Annotated in this window: 19 protein-coding genes and 1 tRNA gene; 8 read left to right on the top strand and 12 right to left on the bottom strand. The window is 65.4% G+C overall.

What is annotated here, in order from left to right; genetic code table 11:
* Positions 1–6 precede the first annotated feature (6 nt).
* From B2747_RS10725 to B2747_RS10715, 3 genes are all read right to left on the bottom strand, one after another.
* The gene (locus tag B2747_RS10725; RefSeq protein WP_291160306.1) at positions 7–336 is read right to left on the bottom strand and encodes a hypothetical protein; all 330 of its coding nucleotides are present in this window, start codon (positions 334–336) and stop codon (positions 7–9) included.
* The gene (locus B2747_RS10720) at positions 323–856 is read right to left on the bottom strand and encodes a hypothetical protein (RefSeq protein WP_291160303.1); all 534 of its coding nucleotides are present in this window, start codon (positions 854–856) and stop codon (positions 323–325) included. The genes B2747_RS10725 and B2747_RS10720 overlap by 14 nt, the downstream gene beginning before the upstream one ends.
* A gap of 130 nt (positions 857–986) precedes the next feature.
* Positions 987–1,060 (bottom strand) — tRNA-Pro (locus B2747_RS10715).
* 196 nt (positions 1,061–1,256) lie between these two features.
* On the opposite strand from B2747_RS10715, the gene B2747_RS10710 reads away from it, so the two are divergent.
* Entirely contained in the window at positions 1,257–2,072 is an 816-nt protein-coding gene (locus tag B2747_RS10710; protein ID WP_291160300.1) for a CsgG/HfaB family protein, read from the top strand.
* On the opposite strand, the gene B2747_RS10705 is transcribed toward B2747_RS10710, so the two are convergent.
* From B2747_RS10705 to B2747_RS10695, 3 genes are read right to left on the bottom strand one after another with little or no spacing between them, the layout of a single operon-like run.
* Entirely contained in the window at positions 2,044–5,901 is a 3,858-nt protein-coding gene (locus B2747_RS10705) for an ATP-binding protein (RefSeq protein ID WP_291160296.1), read from the bottom strand. The two genes, B2747_RS10710 and B2747_RS10705, sit on opposite strands and share 29 nt — an antisense overlap.
* Positions 5,888–6,757 (bottom strand): PPK2 family polyphosphate kinase, encoded by an 870-nt coding sequence (locus tag B2747_RS10700; protein ID WP_291160293.1) that lies wholly within the window; start codon positions 6,755–6,757, stop codon positions 5,888–5,890. Before B2747_RS10700 ends, B2747_RS10705 begins: the two co-directional genes overlap by 14 nt.
* A complete protein-coding gene (locus B2747_RS10695) occupies positions 6,754–7,674 on the bottom strand; it encodes a cation diffusion facilitator family transporter (RefSeq protein ID WP_291160290.1) in 921 nt (306 codons plus the stop codon). The genes B2747_RS10700 and B2747_RS10695 overlap by 4 nt, the downstream gene beginning before the upstream one ends.
* A gap of 54 nt (positions 7,675–7,728) precedes the next feature.
* Here B2747_RS10695 and B2747_RS10690 point away from each other — a divergent pair, with 54 nt between their 5' ends.
* The 6 genes from B2747_RS10690 to B2747_RS10665 all read left to right on the top strand — a co-directional run bounded on the left by B2747_RS10690 (position 7,729) and on the right by B2747_RS10665 (position 13,861).
* Positions 7,729–8,667, top strand: a complete 939-nt coding sequence (locus B2747_RS10690; RefSeq protein WP_291160288.1) for a lysophospholipid acyltransferase family protein — start codon at positions 7,729–7,731, stop codon at positions 8,665–8,667.
* 7 nt (positions 8,668–8,674) lie between these two features.
* Positions 8,675–9,433 carry a monofunctional biosynthetic peptidoglycan transglycosylase gene (mtgA, locus tag B2747_RS10685; RefSeq protein ID WP_291160285.1) on the top strand — a complete coding sequence of 253 codons (759 nt, stop codon included), beginning with the start codon at positions 8,675–8,677 and terminating at the stop codon, positions 9,431–9,433.
* Between the two features lie 63 nt (positions 9,434–9,496).
* On the top strand, positions 9,497–10,558 hold the full coding sequence (locus B2747_RS10680) for a hypothetical protein (protein ID WP_291160282.1): 1,062 nt from the start codon (positions 9,497–9,499) through the stop codon (positions 10,556–10,558).
* A gap of 66 nt (positions 10,559–10,624) precedes the next feature.
* Positions 10,625–11,539: a hydroxypyruvate isomerase family protein gene (locus B2747_RS10675; RefSeq protein ID WP_291160279.1), complete on the top strand. Its 915-nt coding sequence runs from the start codon at positions 10,625–10,627 to the stop codon at positions 11,537–11,539.
* Positions 11,540–11,889: 350 nt separating this feature from the next.
* A complete protein-coding gene (locus B2747_RS10670) occupies positions 11,890–12,279 on the top strand; it encodes a BlaI/MecI/CopY family transcriptional regulator (RefSeq protein ID WP_291160276.1) in 390 nt (129 codons plus the stop codon).
* A complete protein-coding gene (locus tag B2747_RS10665) occupies positions 12,272–13,861 on the top strand; it encodes a M56 family metallopeptidase (RefSeq protein ID WP_291160272.1) in 1,590 nt (529 codons plus the stop codon). The genes B2747_RS10670 and B2747_RS10665 overlap by 8 nt, the downstream gene beginning before the upstream one ends.
* A gap of 21 nt (positions 13,862–13,882) precedes the next feature.
* Here the strand turns inward: B2747_RS10665 and B2747_RS10660 are convergent, their stop codons facing one another.
* The 5 genes from B2747_RS10660 to B2747_RS10640 form a co-directional block, all read right to left on the bottom strand.
* Positions 13,883–14,275, bottom strand: coding sequence for a type II toxin-antitoxin system VapC family toxin (locus B2747_RS10660; RefSeq protein WP_291160269.1), 393 nt, complete (start codon positions 14,273–14,275; stop codon positions 13,883–13,885).
* Positions 14,272–14,517 carry a type II toxin-antitoxin system VapB family antitoxin gene (locus B2747_RS10655; RefSeq protein WP_291160265.1) on the bottom strand — a complete coding sequence of 82 codons (246 nt, stop codon included), beginning with the start codon at positions 14,515–14,517 and terminating at the stop codon, positions 14,272–14,274. Before B2747_RS10655 ends, B2747_RS10660 begins: the two co-directional genes overlap by 4 nt.
* A gap of 36 nt (positions 14,518–14,553) precedes the next feature.
* The gene (locus tag B2747_RS10650; RefSeq protein WP_291160262.1) at positions 14,554–16,305 is read right to left on the bottom strand and encodes a M56 family metallopeptidase; all 1,752 of its coding nucleotides are present in this window, start codon (positions 16,303–16,305) and stop codon (positions 14,554–14,556) included.
* Complete coding sequence (locus B2747_RS10645) at positions 16,302–16,751, bottom strand: BlaI/MecI/CopY family transcriptional regulator (protein WP_291160259.1); 450 nt, start codon at positions 16,749–16,751, stop codon at positions 16,302–16,304. Before B2747_RS10645 ends, B2747_RS10650 begins: the two co-directional genes overlap by 4 nt.
* 96 nt (positions 16,752–16,847) lie before the next feature.
* Entirely contained in the window at positions 16,848–18,035 is a 1,188-nt protein-coding gene (locus B2747_RS10640) for a metallophosphoesterase family protein (protein ID WP_291160256.1), read from the bottom strand.
* Between the two features lie 154 nt (positions 18,036–18,189).
* Here B2747_RS10640 and B2747_RS10635 point away from each other — a divergent pair, with 154 nt between their 5' ends.
* The gene (locus tag B2747_RS10635) at positions 18,190–19,371 is read left to right on the top strand and encodes an NYN domain-containing protein (protein WP_291160253.1); all 1,182 of its coding nucleotides are present in this window, start codon (positions 18,190–18,192) and stop codon (positions 19,369–19,371) included.
* 67 nt (positions 19,372–19,438) lie between these two features.
* Here B2747_RS10635 and B2747_RS10630 read toward each other — a convergent pair.
* A partial coding sequence (locus B2747_RS10630) for a VOC family protein (protein WP_291160251.1) occupies positions 19,439–19,701 on the bottom strand: 263 nt, incomplete at its 5' end.

The raw sequence follows: 19,701 nt of genomic DNA, 5'->3' as shown, positions 1-19,701 counted from the left end.
CGATCTTTACTTCAACGGCTTGGCAGACGCCTGCGCCGCGCCCTCACTGACCGCTCCTCTCGCGACTACTGACGTCACAAAGGTCACGTCTGCACCAAGAGGCAGAAAGTGTGCATGGGTGGAGGCATGCGCAGTCGCATCTTCACCAGGCAACGTGGCAAACGTTGAGCGCGCCGAAACCGCGGAGTTCACCCCGGGGCGCAGCTTGCGAAGCTGCGCCTCGCGCTCACGCAGTTTGTCGAGCGTCTTCAGCTTGTCCCCAAACGATTGAGCCCGTACGCGCTCGCGATGCTGATCCTTCGCGCTCTTGACGCTGTCCCAGTCAATTGTTGGCATCGTCCGGTGGGAAACGGGTGAGATACTTGTTCCACGCCTCGTGGAGACCATACCGCTGGACAAGTTCGGCGACTTGAGCGACGGACGTCGAGCCTTGAGCCATGAACTCGGCGACGCGTTGGTAGTCCTTCGATCGGCCAGTCTTCAGCGCGATGGCGGCCAGATGTTGGGGGAGCATGAAATATGCAGACTGCCCGTCGACATCGCGCAACGCGGCGGCTTCAATTGCTTCTCCATACAGCGGATCGTCGGACATCAAGAGCTGCAGCGGCCAATCACCAATGATCAGGTACTGACCGTCTTGTTTCGCGCCGTGGGCTACCAGATCCCCCCAAATCCGGGAGAGAGGGGCCAAACTCCTGGCCTCGTCCCCCGCGACCACCACGAAAACATCGATGTCTTCTGTGGAGCTTGTCTCGATATAGGCTTGGGCCGCCACTGCCCCGCCGATGGCGTACTTGGTCACAAGCCCGCCTTCCAGAATGCGATTCAGCTCCGAAATGACCTTGTAAATGCTCACGAAGGCAGGCGGGCTTGGCCGAAAAATGCGAGGTCGGCGGGCTACCTCGAGCAGCCGCCATAGGGTGCGCGGCGCTACGTACGAAAAAACCCGGCGAGACCTAAGTCTTTTCCGGGTCTTCTCTTATGAATCGGGACGGCGGGATTTGAACCCGCGACCCCCTGAACCCCATTCAGGTGCGCTACCGGGCTGCGCTACGTCCCGTCACCGCAACTCAGCCGAGGCCAAGCACTTGGTGAACAGAAAGAAGAACGTAACCCGGTGACCCGCCCCATACCAGTCCCCGCTGCAACTTCCGCCCCTTCGCCTCCCCAAAACCACCGGCGCGCTGAAACCGGCGCCGCCAGGGCCCCGTCCGGCATTTGACATTCTGCACCGCCGTTCCGATTCTCTCTCTGTCATGCTTAGGCCGTCTCTCCTGCTCGTCACCCTGCTCGGCCTGCTCCCGGCCAGCGCTGCCCTCCCCTTCCGCCCTGCCAGTTCCGGCGACGCGGGTGAGGTCCGCAGTGCGCGCAAGACGGTCGCCATCCTCAACTTCGACAACAACACGGGCAAGAAGGACTACGACCATCTGGGTCAGGGCATGGCGGCCATGCTCACCACCGACCTCTCGGCGGTGGATGACATCCAGCTGCTCGAACGTCAGCGCCTCGCTGAAGTGACGAAGGAGATCGACCAGCAGCGCAGCGGCTATTTCGACTCCACCACGGCGGTAAAGGTGGGCCGCCTCACGGGCGCGCAGTACATCGTGATCGGCTCACTGGCCGCTGTCGATCCGCAGCTCCGCATCGACACCCGCGTCGTGCGCGTGGAAACCGGCGCCATCGTGAAGACAGCCCGCGTCACCGGCAAGCAGGAAGAGTTCTTCGACCTGCAGCAGCGTCTCGCGCGCCAGCTCGTGAAGGATCTCGACATCGCACTCTCACCCGACGCCGAAACACGTCTGGCCACGCAGCAGCAGAAGAGCCGAGTGGACGAACTCGACGCCATGGTACGGCTGTCCAACGCCATGAACCTGGCGGACGCCGGCGACTACGGCGCCGCCACGCTCAAGATTGCGCCGGTCGTGGCCCGCTATCCCAACAGCATCTTCGTCAAGCTCACCGCCGACGAGATCAAGCGCCGAGCCTCCCGCAACAGCGAGCAGAAGGCCAAGTCGCTCATCAACGACGGCGTCAACAAGCTGATCAAGAAGATCCCGCCAGCGCCGCGTTGACCGCACGGCGCAACGTCGCCAGCGCCACCGGCTTGTCGAGCACGGCCATCACCCCAACGGCCGCCACGCGCTCAGCCGACAAGCGATGACTGAAACCGGTGAGAATCAGCACCGGGAGCTCGGCACGCAGCGCGTGAATCTGTTCCGTCAGCATGTCGCCGGTCATGCCCGGCATGGTCTGGTCGGTGATCACCAGATCCACGGCAAACGGCTGATCGCGAATGAAGGCCAACGCGGCCTCCGGTGCCGTGAAGACGTGCACCACATGCCCCGCATGCTGCAGCGCGCGCTCCACCACCGCCGCCACACCCGGTTCGTCATCGACCACGACGACGGACGTACCGGCAAACGGGCTGGTCTCCAGCACGGCATCATCGTGGTCGTCGGACCCGTCGTCGGTCACGGGCACATCAAACTCGCCGCTCACAACCAGCTCACGGCTCATCGGGGCCGATGCATCCGACGGGGACTCGTCATCGAAGTCCACGACCAGATCGGGATCAAGATCGTCGTCGAAGAGTCCCTCGATATTCGCCGCGGGGAACGTCAGTTCGAACGTGGAACCCGCGCCAGGCGTGCTGAACACCTCGGCACGGCCGCCATGTGACACCACAATGCCGTGCACCACCGCCATGCCCAGCCCCGTGCCCTCGCCCGTGGGCTTGGTGGTGAAGAAGGGCTCAAAAATGCGCTGCCGCACCTCTTCGCTCATGCCATCGCCGGTATCGCGCACCTGCAGCACCACCACGGTGCCGGTGGGCGCCGGCTGCCCCTCGGCCACCGTGCGCGTGCTCAGCACCAGCGTGATGGTGCCCGTGACCTTCTGCCGCAGCGCGTACTCGGCGTTCGACACCAGGTTGAGCAGCAATTGCTGCAACTGCGTGGGGTCGCCCTGCACGAGGTGTGCGTGCTCCGCGCCGGTGGTCACCAGTTGCACCGTGCGCGGCACCATGCGCCGCAGCAGCGGCTGCAGGTCCAGCACCAGACGCGACAAGTTCACATACTCGCGCGTGGGCGTGGAGCGCCGACTGAACGTGAGGATCTGCCGTACAATATCACGCGCGCGGTCACTGGCATCGAGAATGGCGCCGAGGTGATCGGCGTTGCTGCGTCCCTTGCGCAGCGCGGTGCGCGCCAGCTCCGCGTTGCCGCGAATGACGCCAAGCAGGTTGTTGAAGTCATGTGCCACACCGCCGGCCAACGTGCCCAGTGACTCGAGCTTCTGCGCCTCGCGTACCTGCTCCTGAAACCACGCGCGCTCGGCGTCGGCCTGGCGCTCACGCTCGAGCAGTCGCTGCGTGCTGCTGCGCAGTGTCGCCATGCGCCACTGATAGGCACCCGTGAGGATGAGCGCAATGAGCGCACCGTAGGTGACGAGCGCGGCCGGCGACTCGTAGGCGGGCACCTGCATGCTGAAATGCCGCAGAATGGGACCGTACTCCCGTCCAGCCCAATCGTACGCCCACACGGTGAGTGTGTAGCGACCGGGTGGCAGATCGTGGTAGTAGCGATCAGGCACATCGAGCCACTCGCCCCCGAGGGAATCCACCGCCACGCGCGGCGAGGTCAGTTCGCCTTCACTCAACTGCACCCGAAACCGTGTGAGCTCTTCCCGATGATAGGTGAGCAGCGACGGCTCCACGTGGAGATCGTTGTCCGTGGGCATCAGAACATCACCGTCGCGCACTTCACGGGCGCCCTGCACCGTCACGCGCAGCGCCAGTCGGGCCGGCGACAACTGCGCGGCGCGCGCCACATCCACCACACCCAGTCCAAAACCCGTGCCTACCCACAGCAGTTCGGGGTGTCCAGAGGTGGCCACCGCAGAAATGGCATTGGCCGGCAGACCATCGGCATCCGCCACCTGCGACAGAATGCGCCACGCGTCCACCGAGGCCGCCGACACATCGAACAGCGCCAGTCCGGCAAAGGTCCCCACCGCAAGCCGGCCGTTGTCGAGGCACACGAGATCGGTGGCGCCGAGGCTGGTGAGCACACGCCGCAACCGCAGCGGCAGCGCGCGCCATGGCTCACGCTCGTCGAGACGACGCCAGAACACGCCACGTTCCGTGTCGAACGCAAATGCGTAGCCCGAGGTACTCGCCCCACTGGTACAAACGCGACGTACGCTCCCAATGCCCAGACTGGCCGACAACGCAGGCAGCGTATCGACGCGTGATACACCACGACCCAGCGTGGTGATGGTGTGGACGCCGCCGACATACAGCACGCGCGCGCCACGCTCGACACCGCTCGCCAACGACGTGACCGGGCCGCGCACGTCGACCGGTGCGCGCTCCCAGCGTGACCCGCTCCAGCGGAATACGCCGTCGTCGGTGGCAGCCAACAGGGCCTCCACACCATCAACGTCGGGCAGGCGCCGCACCTGATGGACACGCGTGCCGTTCAAGCCACTGAGCATGGGCGCAAAGCCCGCCCCATCGAATCGCCAGGGCACACCGTTGGCCAACGCCAAGGTAGTGCGCGGCGCCTCAGCACCCGGAATTACCGGACCGGGCGGCGACACGGAGACGCGCAACAGGTCGGTCACCGCACCACGTGAGCTGCCCGGCTCAAAGCCAAAACGACGTACATCGCCCATCGCACCCAACCGCACGAGACCGCTGTCCTGCGTGGCCACCCACAGCACGTCACGGCCATCAGCACCGCGCTCGGCGACCACGGCGTTCACATACGGTGATCCGCGATCAGGAAACACCGACACACCAGCGGCCACGCCCTGCGACAAGCGCACCAGATACGCACCGCGCGCCGCCGCATACACCGCCGACCCGCCGCCATGACCGGCAAGATGCTGCAGCATGGTAATGGTGCCATGCGAGTCGGACAGGCGCGTGGATACCGTGTGCCAGGTCGCACCGTCCCACTGCAGCACGCGGCCGTCAGACGTGCCCACCCACACCGCGTGCGAGCGCGCGTCCGTGGTCGGTACAGCCTCCACGCGATACGCATTGTCCGGTGCGCCGGGCACTCGTTCAAATCGCTCGCCCTCCGCCGAGCGACGCAACACGAACACACCGCCGCGACCCGCCACGTACACGGTGCTCCCCGAGTCACCACGCGCACTTGCCAGATGCTCGGCGCTCTCGGTGGTCAATCCATCGGCCGCTGAGAATACCCGCCACGTACCACGATGAAGGCGCGCCACTTGGCCGCGTGCACTCGCCACCCACAACTCCGAGCTGCCATCAACCGCCCGGGCCTCCTGCAGCATGAGCGCCAGCGCGTTCAGGTCTGGCGGGAGTGGCACCGACTCAAAGCCACTGCCGTTGAATCGTGACACTCCGCGCGACGTGCCCGCCAACACCTGCACACGCCCATCGATGGCATCGCTTTCGATGAGGCTGAACACCGTACCACCCGCCAGACCATCGGCCTCACGATACACGACAAACCGTCCGTCGGGCGCGCGGTACACCAGGCCACTGCGCGTGCCCATCCAGCGACCGCCGTCGGCGGCGTGCAGCAGCGCTCTCACCTGCTGACGCTCGAACTCGGGAGGCATAGCCTCGCGGCGCCATTGCGCGCCCGCGTACGAGAACACCCCGTCGTCGGTGGCCAGCCAGGGGACACCGGTCTGGTCCTGCGCCATGGCAAATACCGTTGACGCGCGCAGACCCGACGCCGCATCGAAGCGTCGTTCAGCTACTGTGCGTACCACATGGCCGCTCGGCACCGCCTGTTCAACGCGCGTTGCCGCCTGAGCCTGTGGCTGTGACTGCGCATGCGTTTCGCCTGGCAGTGCCGTCAGCGACAATGCCAACGACAGTCTCAAGAACAGGCCGAGTGGCCGCTTAGCGAAAATCACGAGCCGCCTCGCGCACGGCGTCCGGCATGGTGGGATACTGCAGCGGCAACGCCTCCATGGCGCGCATCAGCACATCGGCAATGAGCAGGTTGCGTACGGTCTTGCTGTCAGACGGCACCACATACCATGGTGCGGCCGCGGTGCTGCAACGTGTGAGCGCCTCGTGGTAGGCCTCGGTGTACTCGGGCCAGCGCGCGCGGTCCTCGATGTCCTCGGCGCGAAACTTCCAGTTCTTGTGCGGATCATCCAGGCGCTCGGTGAGCCGTTCATGCTGCTCGTCCTGCGAGACATGCAGAAAGCACTTGCAAATCACCACGCCGTTGGCGTGCAGCAGTTCCTCGAAGGCGTTGATGTGCGCATACCGCGCCCGCCAGATGGTTTCCGGCGCAAGCCGGCGCACGCGCACCGCCAGCACATCCTCGTAGTGAGAGCGATTGAACACACCCACCTGTCCACGCGGCGGCACCGCCTGATGGACCCGCCACAAAAAATCATGGCGCAACTCCAACGGCGTGGGCGGACCAAACGCCGTCACGCGCACGCCCGTTGGATTGAACGCCCCACATACCGTCTTGATGACGCCGTCCTTGCCCGAGGCATCGCGGCCCTGCAGCACCAGCAGCACGGCGTGGCGCCCATCGGCAAACAGCGCATCCTGCAGCACCTCGAGCCGAGCAAGACGCTGCGCCAGGGCCGCCTCGAGCTCCTTCTTGTTGGCCGCGCCAGATACCCGCGCCGCCGCATTGCCCAGGTCCAGCGGCGCGGTGGGATTGACGGGTACCAGCGGCGTGAGGCCCACACTGGTCAGGGAGACCAGCGCCTTGTCTGAACGCGCGTGCTGCGAAGGAGCCGTCATGCGGTGAGATGGGGTTCGTAGGGTTCCATGTGAATGAGCACACCCGCCGCCGCGGGCAGCTGTCTGCGAATGGCCCCCTTCACCCGACCGGAAAGAATATGCGCCTCGTGCAGCGTCATGGACGGATCGGCCTGCACGTGAATGTCCACGTAGAACGCGGTGCCGGTCTTCCGCACCTTGAGCTTCTCGATGGCCAGCACGCCGCTGGTGCCCAGGGCCGCCTCGCTGATGCACGACAGCACCGCCGGGCCGGGGGCGCGATCCATCAATTCGTGCAGGGCCCGACGCAGCAGCAGCATGCCATTCACCGCGATGATGGTGGCCGCCACGAGCGCGGCCCAGTCGTCGGCCACCTCCCACCCTTCACCGCCAACCACGGCGGCGGTGATGCCAACAAATGCCGCAAAGGAACTGATGGCATCCGAGCGATGATGCCAGGCGTCGGCCGTGACCGCCGTACTGCCCGACGCCGCACCGGCCGACGCCACCCGCTTGGCCAAGGTCTCTTTGACCACGATCACCACCAGCAGCACGACCAGCGTCCAGGGCGCGGGCGCATGATGCGGTGTGCGGATCTCGCGAATGGCCTCCACCGTGATGCCGGCCGCCGCGCCAAACATGAGCGCGGCCACCACGGCACCCGCCAACGCCTCGGCCCGGCCGTAGCCAAAGGGGTACTGCGCGTCCGGGTCTCGACTGGCAATGCGCAAACCGCCCCAGACTACCAGCGACCCCACCATATCCGTGGCACTCTCGATGGCATCGGCCACGAGGGCGTACGCGTTGCCCAACAGACCCGCCACCAGCTTGATGACCGCCAGACCGGCGTTGACCAGCAGGCCCACCTGGGCCAGACGCTGGGCGTTGGGCAGAGGCGGCGAGACCGGGGACGTTGGTGGGTGGGGTGATGCCGTCATTCCCTGCAATATGTCACCACAGACCACGCGAGGGACCGGTTACATTTCCCGTGCATGGCCGAATCATCCCCCGCACGTCGCCCCACGCTGGCGCATCGTCTCGAATACGCCGCCACACGCGGCGCCGTCGCGGCCCTCCGCCTGCTGGGCTGGCGTGGCGCCAGTTGGGTGGGAGGACGGCTGGCCCGCTTTGCCTATCGGCCACTGGGCATCCGCCGCGGCGTCGTGGAACGCCAGATCGCGGCGGCCTTTCCCGATCTGTCGCCCGCCGACGTGCAGCGTCTGGCCGAACGCTCCTACGACAACCTGGGCCGCACCTCCATCGAGGCCGCCATTCTCCCCGGCACCTCACGCGAGGATCTGCTCGCGCGCGTTGAACGCGTGAGTGGATGGGAACACGTGGAAGCCGCTCTCGCCAAGGGGCAGGGCATCATCTGCGTCACCGGACATCTCGGCAACTGGGAACTGGGCGGGGCCTTTGTGGCCGCGCGTGGTGTGCCCATCGACGCGGTGGCCCGTGGCATGGCCAATCCGATCTTCGAAGCGTACGTGACGCGCACGCGCCACGACATCGGCATGCAGGTCATCCACGACAAGGATGCCGTGCGCCGCACGCCACGCGCGTTGCGCGACAATCATCTCGTGGCCTTTCTCAGCGACCACGACGCGCTCGGATTGGCCAGTACCTTCGTGCCCTTCTTCGGACGACCGGCCAAGACGCCGCGTGGACCGGCCGTGTTTGCGCTGCGTTTCGATACCCCGGTGCTGTTCATGGTCTTCGTGCGCCTGCCGAACGGGCGCTACGCCTTTGAGTGCGAACCCGTCGTCGTGGAGCGCACCGGGGACCGCGAGCACGACATCGACGCCATCGTGCGGCGCTACACGGCCATGCTCGAAGCCAAGGTGCGTGAGTATCCCGACCAGTACTTCTGGCAGCACCGACGCTGGCGCCGTCAGCCACCCGACACACCGCCGCACCTGCGGGAGCCGTGAGCACTGCATGAGTCCTCGCCGCAAGACGGGCACGAAGCGCGGTACCGGGTGGCGACGTTGGCTGCGCCGCTTGGCTATCGGTCTCGCCGTGTTCCTGCTGCTTCCAGTGCCGGCCATCCTGCTGTTCTCGGTGGTCGACCCACCCATCACGGCGGTCATGCTGGCCCGCGCCGGCAGTCGTCTCATGGATGGCACGCGCCCCGTGTTTCCGCGGCATACGCCGGTGTCGCGCGAGCAGCAGTCACCGCGTCTGCGCCGCGCCGTGCTGGCCTCGGAAGACGACCGCTTCTACCTGCACTTCGGCATCGACACGCTCGAACTGCGCAAGGCGCTCGAGCGTCGGCGCCAGGGCGGACGACTGCGCGGTGCGAGCACGCTCACGCAGCAGGTGGCCAAGAATATCTTCCTCTGGAACGGTCGCTCGTTCATCCGCAAAGGACTCGAGGTCTATCTCACGCTCTGGCTCGAGCTCCTGCTGAGCAAGGAACGCATCCTCGACCTGTACATCAATCTCGCCGAGTGGGGCCCCGATGAGTTCGGCGCCGAGGCGGGTGCGCAGCGACACTTTCGCAAGAGTGCGGCCAAGCTCACTCGTGAGGAGGCCGCGCGCATGGCGGCCATTCTGCCCTCACCTCGGCGCTGGTCACCACAGGGCAACATTGCCACGCGCCGCGCGGCCGTCATCCTCGCGCGCATGAACTATCCGGCACCTCGCGAGCTGCCCGAAGCGTCACCGACATCACGTCGCAAAACGCAACGTCGCTAGCGTCGACGGGTATCACGTCCTACACTCCTTCGTATCCCTTCGCTCTTCCCCAGCGTGTCTGCCATGCGTTCTGTTCGTTCGTTCTCCACCGGACTGCTGTCTGGTGCCCTGCTTGCTACGGTATTTGTCACGCCGCTTTCGGCGCAGTCCAACACGACCGGTGGTGGCTCGCGCGCGACTGGGGCGGCAACCAAGGGCGCGTCCTCCAAGCCCGCTTCAGCCGACACTGGCCGCAAGAAGGTGCGTGGTTCACTTGGACCGCAGGCGGGCAATCGGCATATGGCCTTCCGCGATGCCGGCAGCGACGCCGATTCGCTCTGGCCGCCCAAGATGCCCGCGCCCCTGCCTGGCTCGATTCTTCCTGCCAAGCGCATCATTGCGTTCTATGGCAATCCGCTGAGCCGGCGCATGGGCATCCTCGGTGAGTTCGATCCACCGGAAATGATGCGCAAGCTCGACGCGGAAGTGGCGGCATGGAACAAGGCCGACCCGGCACACCCGGTACAGCCGGCCATGCATCTCATTGCCATGGTGGCCAATCCGCATCCGGGGCCGAGCGGCAAGTATCGCACACGTATGGACAGCTCGCTCATCGAGAAGGTGTACGGGTGGGCGAAGAGCAAGAACGCCATCATGTTCGTCGACCTGCAAGTCGGTCAGAGCACGTTGCGCGACGAACTGCCGTGGATCGAGAAGTTCCTCGTGCGTCCCGACGTGCACCTGGGCATCGACCCTGAATTCTCCATGAAGAACGGCGGCATTCCCGGCAAGCGCATCGGCACCTACGACGCGGCCGACATCAACTATGCCATCCGCTACCTCGCCAATCTGGTGGAGAAGCACAACCTGCCGCCCAAGATTCTGGTCGTGCATCGCTTCACCCCCAAGGGCGTGACCAATGCCAAGGACATCAAGCTCGATCCACGCGTGCAGGTGGTCATGCACATGGACGGTTTTGGTGCGCCCTGGCTCAAGCGCGACACCTACTGGCGTGACATCAAGAAAGAGCCGGTGCAGTTCACGGGCTGGAAGCAGTTCACCAAGCTCAAGAACGACAAGCCGGCTACGTCACGTGAAGAGATCTTGCGGCTCTGGCCGGTGCCGCTGTACATCCAGTTGCAGTAAGCCTCACCCAGTTTGCGACGGGCATCGTCACCGACGACCGTCGCTCTTCCCGCCTCCGGAGTGCGCATGCCGAAGCCTGACGACGTGTCCCATAGCCGCCGTCATTTGGTTACCGGCCTCGGCGTCACGATGGGGGCAGCGGCCGTTGTGGGCCCGGCGTTTGCTGCGCCGGCGTTGGCGGCACCAGCATTGGGGGCACAGGTGAACGCAAGCGACTCACCGGCCGCCGGACGCCTCAAGCAGTCGGTGGCCCGCTGGTGTTTTGCGCGCATGCCCATTCATGACCTGTGCAAGGAAGCCAAGCGCATTGGTCTCATGGGCATCGATCTCCTGGGCCCTGAGGAGTGGAGCATTCCGGCGCAGTACGGCCTCGAGTGCACCATGGGCAACAGCTGGGGCAGCATTCCCGTGGGCTTCAATCGCGTGGAGCATCACCACAAGCTCGTGAGTGACGGCGAGCCCTACATTGCGCGCGCGGCGGCGGCCGGCGTCAAGCGCATTGTCGTGTTCAGCGGCAACCGCAACGGCCTCAGTGATCGCGAGGGCATCGCCAACTGCATTACGGGCCTCAAGCGCCTCATGCCCGTCGCCGAAAAGCACGGCGTGGTGCTGTGCATGGAGATGCTCAACAGCAAGGTCGATCACAAGGACTACCACGCCGATCACACCGCCTGGGCGGTAGCGGTGGCCGAAGGCGTGAACAGTCCGTCGTTTCGCCTGCTCTACGACATCTACCACATGCAGGTCATGGAGGGCGATGTGATTGCCACCATCGGCCGCGCCTGGCCGTGGATTGCGCACTTCCATACCGCTGGTGTGCCGGGGCGGCACGAGATTGGCGACGCGCAGGAACTCAACTATCGCGCCATCGCACGCGCGATCGCCGATCGCGGATACGAGGGAGTGTTTGCGCATGAGTTCATGCCGGAGAAGGCGGGGTTCGAGACGTTGGGGGAGGCGGTTCGGATTTGTACGGTGTGAGTGGGTGACTGCGGTCGGGGTTGCGGTGCGCGATCCGCAGTTCTGGGCCGTGGGACGTGGGTGATGAGTGGGAGTGGTGTGGCGGGGGCATCACGCGATTCGCCAGACCGTGACCTCGACTCCGACCTCGACCTCGACCTCGACCTCCGCCCGGACCCCGACCGCCCGATCCACCAGCGCCTCGTAAACGCGAGCGACCCCGCCCCCGAACCACTCACACCCAGAACGCACGTCCCACGGCCCAGATCTGTGGACGGCCCCGCATTCCCCTTCCCGCTTCTACTGACTTTCCCGTTGACATCCCCACCCCCCTCCCCCATACTACGGAAGAACCCGTAGCCCTCCACCCCATGTCCGACCTCCACTTCCCCCCGCGCGAACTCGCCGTCATGTCCGTCCTCTGGCGCCTCGGCTCTGCCACCGTCGCCGACGTCCGCGAACATCTCGACGAAGACCTCGCCTACACCTCCGTGCTCTCCGCCCTCCAGATCCTCGAGGACAAGGGCTACGTGCGCCACGAGGCCGAAGGCCGCGCCTACCGCTACTTCCCTACTGTGGCCGCCGACAAGGCCGGCCGCAGCGCCATCACGCGCATCAAGGACGCGATCTTCCAAGGCTCCGCCGAACGCATGTTCGCCCAGCTCGTCGCCGATCGCCAACTCAGTCGCGACGAACTGCAGCGCATGCGCGAACTGCTCGCCAAGCGACTCGGAGTTGACAATGCCAGCGACGATGCCTGACCTGTTCAGCCTCCCGCCCTCCGGCAGCCTGCTGCTCTGGCTGCTCACCTGGCTGATCACCGCCTCACTGGTCTCCGCCAGCCTCGCTGCCGCCGCCTTCGTGCTGGAGCGCCTGCTGCGCGGGCTCGTACCGGCGCGCGCACTCTGGGCCGGCGCCATCGCGCTCGCCACGGTGTTGGCACTGACGCAGCCCCTGCGCACCACCCCCGTGTCGGCGCCGACCGTATCGGGTATTGCCGTACCGCTTCGACTCGAGCCAACCCTCGCCACGCCGTCGCCCCTCAAACGCGGCGTCGACGCCCTGCGCGACGTCGTCGCGGCACTACCGGCATCATTGAGCAACACCAGTTCGGCCATCGCGCAGCAACTGCACCTGCGGCTCCAGCAGAGCGCACCGTCCACGCATCGTGTGGCAGCAAACGCGCTCTTGCTCGCTTGGCCGCTCACCTCAGTCGTGCTGGGTGTGTTGCTGTTCGCGAGCTATCGTCGCCAGCGCCGCCTCGTGACCCATGCGCCTCAGGCCGTCATTGGCGCGCAGTCCGTGCGACTGAGCGATGACTTCGGCCCCGCGGTGGTGGGCCTGCAGCGGCCTGACATTGTGGTGCCGTCCTGGCTGCTTTCACGGAGTGCGCGTGAACAACAGTTGGTGGTGGCACACGAACAGTCACATGTGCAAGCGGGAGACCATGTCCTGCTGCTCGCGGCCAACCTGGCCGTGGTCCTCATGCCGTGGAACGCTGCGCTCTGGTTCATGACCACGCGTCTGCGTCTGGCCATTGAACTCGACTGCGACGCGCGCGTGCTGTCACAGATGGCCGCGCCGCGTGAATACGGTCAATTGCTCATTGAACTGTCGGCCGCGCTGCAACCCGCGCGCCGCCTGCATGCCGTACCCGCTTTTTCCTACCGCGCGTCCCACCTCGAACGGAGACTGCACACGATGACCGCTCGCCCCGCCCGCTTCCGCCAGGCCCGTCGCATCACCGGCGTTGTCATGGCTACGGCCACACTCGCTGTGGCCTGCAAGGCTGAACTGCCCACCGCCACGGACGTCGCCGCCATGGACGTGGCCAGTGCGCAACGCAAGGCCGTGGCTTTCACCGGACAGACTGACGATGCGCGGTTCTTTGTGAACGGCGTCGAAACCAGCAAGGCTGACGCCATGAAGATCTCGTCCGATCGCATCGCCACCATCGAGGTGCGCAAGAGCGACAAGGGCGAACAGCTCATGTTCGTGGCCACTACCGATGCCAACAAGACAGCCAGCTTCTCGGCCATCGAAAGCGCACGGACTGAGGCAGCGCCGAGCAACGTCCTTCGCCTGCGCCGCGCCGACAGCGACACCGTGCTGCTGCGCGCATCAACCGACAGCAGCCCCACCCGCATTCGTCTGTCGTCCAAGGCCAGTACCGGCCCCGCGCCCCTCTACATTCTCGATGGCAAGCGCGTCGACGAAACTGCCATGAACCGCCTCGCGCCCTCGTCCATCGAGTCCGTCGAAGTGGTCAAGGGCGCGGCCGGTGTGGCGCTCTACGGCAACGACGCCGCCAACGGCGTGGTGGTTATCAAGACCAAGCGCTGACGCAGCAAACGGAGCGGGGGGCTAGTACGCCACCCGCTCCACGTCGGTGCCCACAAAGGCCTCACCCACGGCCAGCACGGGCTCGCCACTCTCGATGGCCAGCGCGTAAGCCATGCAGTCACCCAACCCCAATGACGCCTTGTGACGTCCGGGTCCGAAGGTACGGGCCGCCTCTCGCGCGCGATGGGCCTGCGACTCGCTGAATGGCACCACCACCACCTCGAGCTCACGCAGCAGCGCATCGAGTTCGAGGTCGGCGCCCCCCTGCCGCTCACTCAAGAGCTGCATGGCCGCATCCACCACCGTGGCCGCTGACACGGCCCGAACCGGCGCGCGCATGATGGCCGTGTGCAGCAGCGAGGCATCGGCCTCGTTTCTCCAGAGCGCCCGCAGCGCTGACGTGGTCAGGATCACGCGTCAGCCCCCGTCACACCGCCCGCCTCGGGATACGCCCGAATGCGCTCCTGGATGCGCCCGATGCGCGCCCAGGACTTCTCCACCGCCCCAAGGCGGCGTAGCCGCTCTCGCGTGAGCCGCTCGCGCACCGCCTGCTGAATGGTGTCGGTGATAGTCTCACCAGTGATGTCCGCCAGCTCCCGGATGAGCTTTTCGGCGTCGGGACTCTTGAGGTTGATGGCCATGGTGGAATTATCCACGCTGCTCCACCAGTCAACAAGGGTCCGGCCACGTGCTCAATCCTTCCTGGTCTCGAACCCGAACGGCTGCTGCACGAGCTGCCTTACAGGCTGCCCGCCATTTTTCGCGGGAGTGAATCGTGCGCTTGGAAGGAATTGTTCGACAGCCGCCGAAAACAGTGAATCGCTGGAGCGCACGACGCGTATGCTGCCCGGAACAACCGTTCCGTCCACATCCACCACGAATTGCGCCAGCACCTCGCCGTTCAGACCACGTGCTCTTGCTTCGGCGGGATACGCCGGGCCGCTACTGCCCGGTGCAAACATCGCCGGAGTATCGACCTCGAAGTCGAAGAGCACGCGGTCCGTCGAAGCGGGAGTCGGCGTCGTGTCAGTCTTCCTTTCACCTCCAGCAGCGCGGCCTTTGCTCTCGGACTGCTGAGTGGAGACCGGCTTTCCCACACCAAACGACGAGCGCTGCTGCACCAATTGGGCAACCGGTCGACCACCGCGCATCGCAGGTTGGAAGCGCAGCTCGCTCAGACCGACAACGACAGCGTTGGATAGCTCGGGATGAGGTGACTGGAGAACCTTGATGGACTCTTTGCGCACTGTGCCACCCGGTTCAACGACAAACTGCATCAGAACGTCGCCGTCCACCTTCAGTGTACCAAGCACCTCGGCAAAGCGTGGCCCAAATCCGGGAGGTAGCGCGATTGCCTGCCGCTCCACCTGAAAATCGAAATACACCGAGTCCTTGGCCGCCGCGCTCGTCACCGAATCACTCGGCGCTACCGACACACCCTCCCCAGGCACTGACTCCATCACCACCGGCACCGCAGGCCCCGCCAGATTGCCGGCGATCTGACGCGAGCAGGCCGCATTGAGCAATCCGAACGTGATGGCAGCCACCGCCAACTTTGCCATCGGACTCTTAAGAGGCACGGGGGATGTCATGGCACGCATTCTCCGGGAAAGTTGTGAAGCGGAAGGGATAATCAAGGGCGCCAGATGTGGCGTGTACTGCGGACGCTGCCGCAGGTGCGCAATGAGCAGGAGCAGGCGCGGATACTGCGACCCGGCATCGGGATGGGCCTTGAGCGTGCGTGCATCGCAGTCGATCTCCATGGCGAGACGCATTCTGTGCATCATCCACCAGATCACCGGATTCCACGGGGTGATCAGCGTGGCAAGCACACCGCCCCACACCAGCCATGGATCGCCCGCGCGGCGATGCTCCAGCTCATGGTGCAGCACAAGTCGCTGCAATCGTTCATCGAGTTCCCACAGCCAATCCGGCATCAGCAGCGAGGCGCGCCCCACACCAATCACGGCCGGTCCGACATGCTGCGTGCGCAGCACCGTTTCACCGAGCAGCACCTCTCGGCGCGCCGCACGCTGCGCCCTGTAGAGCACCAATGCCCCGCGAAGCACGAAGCCGGCCATCACCAGAGACAGCACGCCCCACAGGGTTGCCACGGTTGCCACAGGTGGCAGACTGGACGCGGTCCATGCGCGATCCACGGCAGGCATGATGACAGCGGACGGCCCCACGTCCATCGTGGCCGCCGGTGGTTCGTACGGATGCACCACCCATTGCGGCGCCACACGCGGCACCATGAACCAGCCCGCAACCGGCCAGATCACCGCCAAGACGAGCGCACTGGCCCAGAGAAAGCGGCGCGGTCGGCCGAACGACGCCACCAGCAACTCCCCGAAAAGCACCGACAAACCAAGCAGCGCCGAAAACGCCAGGCTCGCACCCAACCACGTGAGTGCCACCGTCCAGGTGACGGCCACGTCGCTCATGGCGCCCCCCGCTTGGATGGCCCTGAACCGCGACGTGTCGCGTTCGCTGGAGTCGAGCGACCGGCGACCTCATTCGACGTCTTGCTGTCCACCGCCGCCAGTGACCGCGCCAATTCCTGCAATTCTTCGGCGGAGAGCTCCTCGTCGTGTACGAGTTGCGCCAGCAGCGCCTTGGGCGAACCGCCGAAGAAACTGTGCAGCACACGCGACAACGCGTTGCGCTGCGCCGACTGCTGGGCGACCAGGGGGAAGTAGCGATGCGCCCTCCCCTCCTCTTCCCGCCGCACGAAACGTTTGGTTTCGAGATTGCGGAGGATCGTGAGGATCGTGGTGTAGGCCAGGGGATCTCCCACCGCATCACGTACTTCGTTGACCGTACCCGACCCCAGCCGCCACAGCGCCGCCATTACGTCCAGCTCGCGCTCACCCAACGGTGCATCCGTCATCCCGACCTCCCGTCACCCGCAGGTCCGATGTACCAAGCCGATAGTACTAACGATTTAGTACTATTGGCCTAGTAGACGAATCTGTCAAGGTCGGGATTACCGAATCACACTGTCCCGCACCGTCGCGCGGTTGCTCCGGTACGGCAGGTAGCCCCGGCCCCAGTCCACACCAATCACCTCCAGCCACATGCGTGGACCGTCCACGTGCACCACCACGAAGTGGTAGGCATTGTCCCCCGGCTCCATGCCAGGCTTGACCAGATGCTGCACCCGCACCGAGTCCGCCACGCCCGCCCGGAGATACGGCCGGAGGTCCGGCTCGCCCTGGTAGCTGTAGAGCGGCGCCCCGCCGCCGCCACTCACCAACTGATCCATGCGCTGCCACTCGCCGCGCACATCCTTCCAGCGCTCCACCCAGTGCTCGAAGAAGTGCTCATGCCCGGTCAGCAACATGGTCACACCATGTTTGCGAAAGAGCGGCATGTAGCGCTCACGCACCGCGGCCGTGGGGCGCTCGATGATGGCGCCACCATGCGGCCCCGACGAATACGCGGGATGGTGAAAGAACGCGATCACATGCTGATAGCGCTCACGATCAAGCCCGGCCAACTGCGACTCCACCCATGCGAGCTGCGTCGAATCCTCCGCAATGTTCGAGTCGAACGCGAGCACGAACACATTGCCGTAGCCAAAGGCATACGTGGGGTACCCAGCCAGACGCCGCGTCGCACCATCCGCCGGAATGAGCTGCTGCACCGCACGCAGATAGTTGCGCAATCCCTCCGCACGCCCCGCATTGGCCAGGTCACCCGATGAGGTCACGTCGTGATTGCCAGGCGCGAGAAAGTACGGCACGCCGCCCTCGGTGGTGAGCCGGTTGATGAGGCCCACGAAACTCACGTTCCACTGCTTCGGGTCACGCCCATTCACCACCGCGTCACCACTCTGCAGAATGAAACGCACCGGATCGGGACCACGCTCCAGCTGCGTCATGGTGCGCAGCATCTGATCGACCACGAGCGAGTGTTCGTACTGCTCCTGCACGCCATCGCGCCGCCCGCGCGTGTCGCCGTAGGCAATGAACGAGAAGCGTGTCACACCGGCGCTCGCCGCCTCGTCGGGCAGCGGCATGCGCGGTTTGGCGATGTGCACCACGGTGTCTGTCGGGGCACCGGTTGGGCGTGTCGCGCCACTCTGCGCAGCGGAAATTGACGCCGAAGTGAGCAACAGAAGCGGGGCAAGGCTCGAGTGCAGCCAGCGGCGAGGGCAAAGGGAGTTGGTCATGCCTCAATTGGCGCGACAGGCGCGCCGGGCGCAATTGCCGGGCTGCGTCTTGCGCATCGCGCCAGCCCAACGCACAATGCAGAGGCGGCTCGGCAAAGGCGGGCCGCTCTGTGTAACGCGCATCACACATGCCCTCAATGTTGGAGCGACTGACATGGCCGTTCGTACCATGATGTTTATCGATGGCACCTGGTTGGCCGTAACGGCCAACCGTATGGCAGATCAACTGGGCTATGCCAAACGGGTTGGCGGGCCGCTGCGCTTCGGTGCCCTGCCCTTGCTCTGCGCCGAGCATGTGGCCAGACAACTCCCGTCGGGCGATCCGCTCGATGTCGTGCGCACACACTACTTCGCGTCCATCGCCACCAATTACGACCCGGTCGACGATGACGCCGTACAGCGACGCAGCGAGTTCTTCGATGCCCTGCGCCGGCAACACCGCTACGAAGTCTATCGCTACGACATCGACTACCGGGGCGGACGTGTGCGCCGCGCACAGCGACCCGACGAGCAGACCTACGAGCCACGCGAAAAGGCCGTCGACGTCGGACTCGCCACCGCCCTGCTGGAGATGACCGCCCTCTCCGCCTTCGACATTGCCATTGTGGTGGGTGGCGATCGCGACTTCGTGCCGGCGTTGCAGGCCGTGCGACGACTTGGCAAACGCGTGGCCATTGTGTCGGCACGTGGCTCCTGCCCGCGTGAGTTCTACGACCCCAACGATCCGCTGCGTCTCCGCGACTTCGATCCCATCTGGCTTGACGACCTCTGGCCGAAGCTGGTGAACACACCGGAGCTTACGTCCTCGCACTTCGCGCAGCCCGAGCCGTCCTTGCCCCAGGAGCACACCGACGGCGCGCCGCCTACTGAGCCCGCGGATGTCGAAGTGCCGCAGTTGGTCGTGGCCCTGGCCGACGACCATGTGTCAAGCGCCGTCGCTGACACACCCGTACACGATGACGACGCCGGCAGCGTACACGCGCTCGTCACCAAGGTGCATCCCACCGGTTATGCCTTCGCGCGCGACGACGAAGGGCTCGATTACTACTTCCGCCGTGAAGATCTCAACAGCGGCAACACCTTCGACGACTTGACCACCTGGAAGACCCGCGTGCATCTCACCTTGTCCGCCAGCGCTCGACCGGGCAACGCTGGACGCGCGCGTGCAGTGAGCATCACGCAGCAGTTGACCAACGCCGTGCAGCCACCCGCGCCGGCCGCTCCGTGGCGCACCGCAACGCAGCGGCGAGCGGGCACGACTGCGGCGCTACCGGCGCTGACCACCGACGCCTGGGACGCCGACCCATTCGCCGCGCCGGTGCGTCGCACCATCTGAGCCCAACGCATACCCAGCTACATGACGGGCGGCGGAGTCCACAACACGACTCGGCCGCCCGTTCGCATCACCCCTGACCGGTCAACTGCGCAATCTGCAGCAGATTGCCGCAGGTGTCGTCCAGCGTGGCCACAATCACCGGCCCGAGATTCGTGGGCTGTTGCGTGAATCGCACACCCTTCGCGCTGAGCCGTTCGTATTCGGCCTGCACGTCGTCCACCCCAAATGATGTGAACGGAATACCGTCCTCCACGAGGGCCTGCTTGAACGGCCGTGCGGCCGGATGGGAATCCGGCTCCAGCGACAACTGTCGCGTCCTGAATAATGTCT

Source organism: Gemmatimonas sp. UBA7669 (assembly GCF_002483225.1).
In the GTDB taxonomy this organism is placed as follows: Bacteria; Gemmatimonadota; Gemmatimonadetes; order Gemmatimonadales; family Gemmatimonadaceae; genus Gemmatimonas.
Note: the sequence above shows the minus strand (reverse complement) of the source record. Positions and strands in the feature narration are given on the sequence as shown.